General features: G+C 47.6%; 6 protein-coding genes and 1 pseudogene. All 7 read right to left on the bottom strand.

Annotated elements, in window-relative coordinates; all coding sequences use genetic code 11:
* Positions 1–223 precede the first annotated feature (223 nt).
* Positions 224–1843: a peptide-binding protein gene (locus tag HWQ67_RS11555; RefSeq protein ID WP_218252843.1), complete on the bottom strand. Its 1620-nt coding sequence runs from the start codon at positions 1841–1843 to the stop codon at positions 224–226.
* Positions 1844–1875: 32 nt separating this feature from the next.
* Positions 1876–2436, bottom strand: a complete 561-nt coding sequence (locus tag HWQ67_RS11550) for a hypothetical protein (RefSeq protein ID WP_218252842.1) — start codon at positions 2434–2436, stop codon at positions 1876–1878.
* Between the two features lie 123 nt (positions 2437–2559).
* The gene (locus HWQ67_RS11545) at positions 2560–3138 is read right to left on the bottom strand and encodes a hypothetical protein (protein ID WP_218252841.1); all 579 of its coding nucleotides are present in this window, start codon (positions 3136–3138) and stop codon (positions 2560–2562) included.
* A gap of 84 nt (positions 3139–3222) precedes the next feature.
* On the bottom strand, positions 3223–4419 hold the full coding sequence (locus HWQ67_RS11540) for a DUF401 family protein (protein ID WP_218252840.1): 1197 nt from the start codon (positions 4417–4419) through the stop codon (positions 3223–3225).
* Between the two features lie 217 nt (positions 4420–4636).
* Positions 4637–5029 (bottom strand): holo-ACP synthase, encoded by a 393-nt coding sequence (gene acpS / locus HWQ67_RS11535; protein ID WP_218252839.1) that lies wholly within the window; start codon positions 5027–5029, stop codon positions 4637–4639.
* Positions 5029–5766 (bottom strand): SDR family NAD(P)-dependent oxidoreductase, encoded by a 738-nt coding sequence (locus HWQ67_RS11530; protein WP_218252838.1) that lies wholly within the window; start codon positions 5764–5766, stop codon positions 5029–5031. Before HWQ67_RS11530 ends, acpS begins: the two co-directional genes overlap by 1 nt.
* A 48-nt stretch (positions 5767–5814) precedes the next feature.
* A pseudogene (locus tag HWQ67_RS11525) lies at positions 5815–6035 on the bottom strand (cyclic nucleotide-binding domain-containing protein); the annotation flags it as partial.

The following is a 6035-nucleotide window of genomic DNA, read 5'->3' as shown; positions in this document are numbered from 1 at the left end:
ACTCTGCAAAAGTTCATACTTAGGCTTCCATACAGGGCTATTTTCTATGAAATTATTCATTTCCGTATCGTTTTCGTTCAACTTTTTCTTAAGCCAATCAATGTGTTCCGGTAGCACTCCAGCCCGGCGTGGTCAGCTCGCTTAAGCACAGTAACAATGCCATACTACGAAAACATAAAAGTGGCTTAAATCCTGACAACCACGGTTGATTGTGGTGCCACCGCTATGGTTCGAGCTTATTTTTTTGTTGTTCGCTGGGGACATACCACTTGGGCAGATTGTAGCCGATACCGATGGGAGAGGGGGCAATGCCCTTGAATCGCTTATGCACAACCGGCAGGGCATCGGGTACATACAAGAATACGTAAGGTACATCCTCGGCAAGTATCTCCTGTATTTGATAGTAGGCTTTTTTGCGCCTTTTCATGTCAAACGTGTGACGCCCCTCATCAAGTAAGCGGTCAACGTTGGGGTTTGCGTAGCTGATGAAGTTAAACTCCTTTTCCTTTGTTTTGCTGGAATGCCAGATGTCGTACTGGTCGGCATCCATCCCGATTGCCCAGCCAAGCAACACGGCCTCAAACCTCCGCTTGTCGATAAACTCATTGATAAACGTACTCCACTCAAGGGTGCGGATGTTGACCCGTATGCCAATCTGCTTTAATCGCCACTGGATAATTGTTGCGGCCTTGACACGGGCGTTGTTGCCCATGCTCGTCAATATCGTAAACTCCAACGGCCTGCCATCCTTGTCCAGGACGCCATCACCATCGGAGTCCTTCCAGCCGACCTGGGTAAGTAGCTCTTTGGCCTTTTGAGGACTGTACTCGTAGCGCCTGACGTTGGGATTGTAGGGCCACGTGTTTGGTACGTAGGGGCCGGTGGATTCGTTGCCAAGCCCAAGCAAGACTATGCTTACAAGTTCCTTCTTGTCTATGGCGTGGGCGATGGCCTGTCGTACACGCTTGTCTTTGAATATGGGATGTTTCAGATTAAACCCAAGATATGTATAGGAAAACACAGGGTAACGGTACTTGTTAAAGTTTTCCTTAAAATACTCAGAATCCGTCTGTCTCTTGTATTGCAGCGGAGTAAGCCCCATGAAGTCTATGCCGCCGGCCTTAAGCTCCATAAACATCGTTGATTGGTCGGGGATCACGCGAAACATGTAGTTGTCTATATAGGGTCTGCCCTCGAAGTAGTCGTGGTTGGATGACAACAGCACCTCTTGTCCGGGCGTCCATCTCTTTAGCTTGTAGGGGCCAAGACCGGTTGGGTTTCTGGCCAGGGGGTTCTTGGTAATGGCCTGACCCTCAAGCAGGTGCTTGGGCAGCACGGTCAGACTACCCCAACTGGAAAGTGCCGAGGCAAAGGGCTTTTCGTAGGTCACCCTGAAAGTGTACTTGTCAACGACCTCGGCCTTTTTCACCTGGAGGTAGTCTTCTTTGTAGGCGGTGGGGGTCTTGTCGTCGATTATGGTCTTGTAGCCGAACATGATGTCTTCGGCGGTGAACTCCACCCCGTCGGTCCACCTGACTCCGTGTCTGAGGTGAAACGTTATCGTCAGACCATCGATATCCCAGCTCTGTGCAAGATCGCCGGTGAGTGAGAGGTCGGGGGCATACTTGACGAGGCCGTTGAAGATAAGTCCCGCCACCTCGTGCGATATGCTGTCACCGGCAAGCATTGGAATCAGGATGCTCGGCTCTGCCGTGGTGGCCTCAACAAGGGTGTCACCGTAGTCCGGTTGAGTGTTACCCGTTTGAGCGCTGTCGGCCAAGATACAGAAAAGCACCAGCATGGCGACAACATACGCCAGAGTTGAATGTCGATTCATCATCATTTTGAGCTACCATGCTTTCAAATTACAGACGTCTAAGCAAAATGTTTTTCCATGTCCCCAACACCCACAAGTATCAATGTTACTTTATAACCGGCGTCATCTCTTTCCTCTTTGTACATAAACGGCTCACGAAACCTTGATACAATTCTTTTTTCCATTATCAAAGTCCTGACTATCTCTTTGATGTGTCTGGCTTTAAGCTTTCTCTCTACACACATAAAATGTATAAGCGTCTCTTCACCAATATATATTTTCGTAACATGTGAAAACTTGTCCATTATATATTTTTTATACGCCTCAGTATCATCCGGTGATGGCCCATGTCTTGCGATTATAAATAACTTGGCAATATCCATCTTTATGTCTTCGTCTTCATTTTCATCTTCGTACTCATCTTCAGGTTCATCTTCGTATTCAGGTTCAGCATAATCTCCTGCTTCTCTTGATCTATTATTGTTAAAGAGCCTCTCTACAACATTAAAGAACACAATGGGAATTACTATTAGGAAAACCGTTGTAAACCATGTTTTGTAATTTATGGCTATGCTTAACCCAAATAGCGTATTTAGCGACCACATAAATATAATCGGCATGAGTATAAAAGGCATCAAAACCACTACCGTATACAAAATAGTAAAAAAAACCATACGCCTCTCTATATTAATATTCATCTGATATTTACCAGTCCCACACAGAGATTAAAAACAAATAGTATCTTAACGCACATAGTTTATTATAAAATCAAGATAGCTCTTATTATTTTTTGGGTTATAATGATTTTTCACAGAGACCAAAACCCTGTATATACCTTTTAATATACCCATAACGCCATCCCGAACACCAAATGATGTTCTATATTTTATTGTGTCATTGATGGAATCTATCAAATCCCAAACGACTGGTGGTAAGGTGGTTGAAGATTCAGATGATATCCCTAATATACGTGCCTTACCCATTTCAAAGAGGTATTCAAGCGCTGTCTGAACGTCTTTATCAACTATTCTGTTGTTTGCCTTATATAATCGTACAATAGCGGATTCGATGATTTCCAGGATGTTAATGTAATCATCTTCATTACCAATAATAGATTTCATCTCACGTTCAAAGTTTTTTGCCTCACTGAACGCCTGTTTATCCGAGAAATACCGTATAGAGGTAGACAAGAAGGAGCAATCACTGGGGCAATCTGCCTCTGCTCCTTTTTTGGCTCCACAACACTGGCTACATATAAGTGCTCCAGATAAAGGGCAACTCCTCTTACCTTTCCTTGAGTTGCATACTATACATTTAGACATACAATATTCTACCCATCGGCTTAATTCTACACCAAAGTAAATTATCTGTCAAGGTAAAAAATCACACAACTATATCGGACATTTTTATTTGTATAAATTTAATATCACGTACTGGACCAACGTTACGAGGAATATCAGCAATACAGCCGGAAGTATTTTTTTATATATTCCCCACATGTCTGCCTTGAAGAACTCCCTTGTCAGCACCAGGCACACATGCACGGGCGACAGGAGTACGCCGATGAAGCCACATGCAAAGGCAAGGGAATAGGCATATGGGGTCATTGCGGGCATGTTCAGAAAGAGCGGGAATGTACTGCCGACAAATGCCAACGTAAACCCTGTCAGGAATCCGCTGATAAACGGCAGGATTATCAGTATGGACAGCACCGGTATTTGGTACTGTATAAAGACCTTGCTGAGGTTACCGACGGCCCCCGAGGACTCAAGTATCTCCTTAAACAAGACCACGCCAAGGATCAGCACAAGGAGGTCCGGCGAAAAGCCGTACTTCAGCACACCGAAAACCCTCCTGCGATCATACCTGTAGTACAACAACAGCATACACACCACGCCAACCAGTCCGACAGACAAACGAACCTTAAACACCATGACCATGGCAATGAGTGCAACCAGTGGCAGGAAGCTCAGAACATCGCTCTTGTTCATTTTGCCGTTAGGTTCAAAAGTTCCGTTTACGCCCTTCATGCTAAACAGTGGTCCCACCAGGAGCATCGTAACGGCAAAGCTGAGATTGAGAATCATAAACTGCCTCAACCCAATGCCTGTTATCAGGGAGGCAAGGACTATGCCGGGATACAGCGGCAGTATAAGCTCCCAGGGATGTCTGTACCAGTAGTTGGTGAAGGCCTTGTCCTCGGGCGACAGACCAAGTCCCTTTGCCGATTCCTCTACCATCGGGCATGAAAAATACGCCCCACCCACCGATGGCAACGTGCCTATCAGCAGGGGCATGGAGATCATCACAAATCGCTTTTTTCTCAGGACGCCCCGCATGGTGTCGGACATCCGCTTCAGAACATCGTTTTCCCTCAGGAGCATTTCAAGCATACGGATAAAGGTCAGGGCTACGGTCAGCTCTATTGTCACCACCGAGGTTATGGAGCCATACATCGTCTTGAGTATCCTGACCGGCGTCATCAGATACAGCACACATATCAGGGCCGATGCCGCCAGCAGCACGTATCCGACGTTGTACTTCCTCCGCATCAGCAGCACGATGACTGCAAAGGTCAACGCTATCTTTGCTATGTCATACACGCAGACTTAGTGTCCTGCCAACAGGCCATATGGTTAATCTCATCCATACGTTTAGGATAACGTTTTTACCCTGATATCTGCAAGGGGCACAACCTCTGTCTCTTCCTTGCCTTGATGGTTTATCCAGAGGTGCGTATTGTCTCACGTAAAAATCTATACGAAAGTAGTCTTAGGTGTGGTGGAGGGCTATAGGGAAGTCTGTCTGTTGTTCATTGTATTATTCCAAGGGGTTGTCTGTCGATAGCAGTATCACTGTTGCGGCGGCATAGTCGGCACTGTGGGAGATGGAAACCGTGACCTCTGTGATATTGCGTCGTTTCATCAGGGCCTTGATCCAGCCCCTTAATGTCAGCGTTGGTTTGCCGGAGGGTTGATTGCTCACCTCTATGTTCTGAAAGACGCCCGTTGCTATAAAGCCAATGCCAATGGCCTTAAGCATGGCCTCTTTTGCCGCAAACCGCCCGGCAAGTGACACGTAAGGTCTGGCTAACTGCATACAGGTTATGCGCTCCTTTTCGGTAAAAATGTCTGTTACAAGTCGTGTGTTTCTGTCTGCTACGTCTTTGAACTTCGGGATGTAAACGATATCCAGCCCCTGAAACAGACGCATCAGGAGACGCTTAACCCACCGTCAACGGCGATGGCCTGTCCCGTTATGTACTCCGATGCTGGGGACGACAAAAACAGCACCAAGTCGGCCACATCGCCCGGCGTTCCAAATCTCCCTGCCGGGATGTCCTTTAGCACCTCCTCACCGGCACGCTTTCTGACCCTCTTGCTCATATCTGTGAGGATCATTCCGGGCAGCACGGCATTTACCTGTATCCCCTTGGGGGCAAGCTCCACGGCACATGCCCTGGTAAAGGATATCACCCCGCCCTTGGAGGCCGCATAGTTGGACTGCCCGCGCGTACACTTAACCGCCGCAACGGAGGCCAGATTGACGATCTTGCCACAATGATTGACGATCATCAGTTCGGCAGCCATGCGACTGCACAGAAACACGGCCTTGAGATTGACATCCATTACCCCCTGCCAGTGAGACAACTCCATTGCCAGCAGGAGTTTGTCGTTGATGACACCGGCGTTGTTTATCAGGATGTCAAGGCGTCCATGTTTTTTTCTCACGTGTTCAAACAGCCCCCTGACCTCTGACTCCTGTGTGATATCGGCCTTGAATATCTCACTGTCACCTCCCAGCTCCGGCAACAAGGATGCCGCAAGCCCCTCCGAACCTTTATAGATGGCAATCACCGTCGCCCCGGCCCCGGCAAGTCTGAGCGATATCTCCCTGCCAATCCCCCTGGCACCGCCAGTGACTATGGCTATCCTGTCAGTTAAACTCATACATAGAAGTCTACTATAATTAATGGCAGGGGGTCAAGAAGTCAGTTTTTAAGAGTTTGATTGCTTTGCCAGGAGGGCGTTGACCTTGGCGTCGCTCTTTCGCAGCTTGTCTGAGAGGATGATGGCCAGGTTTCTGTATAGCTTCAGGCAGAGCCTTGGCTCAGAGTTTCTAAGCACCACCTCATTGATGGCTATGAGTATGCAGTCGGTTTCACATATTGCGGTGGCAAAGCGAGGGGCAGATTCCATGATTGCCATCTCACCAAAGC

This window comes from Candidatus Magnetobacterium casense (assembly GCF_019173545.1).
In the GTDB taxonomy this organism is placed as follows: Bacteria; Nitrospirota; Thermodesulfovibrionia; order Thermodesulfovibrionales; family Magnetobacteriaceae; genus Magnetobacterium; species Magnetobacterium cryptolimnobacter.
The sequence above is the reverse complement of the archived record's forward strand: the minus strand, read 5'-3'. Positions and strand labels throughout refer to the sequence as shown.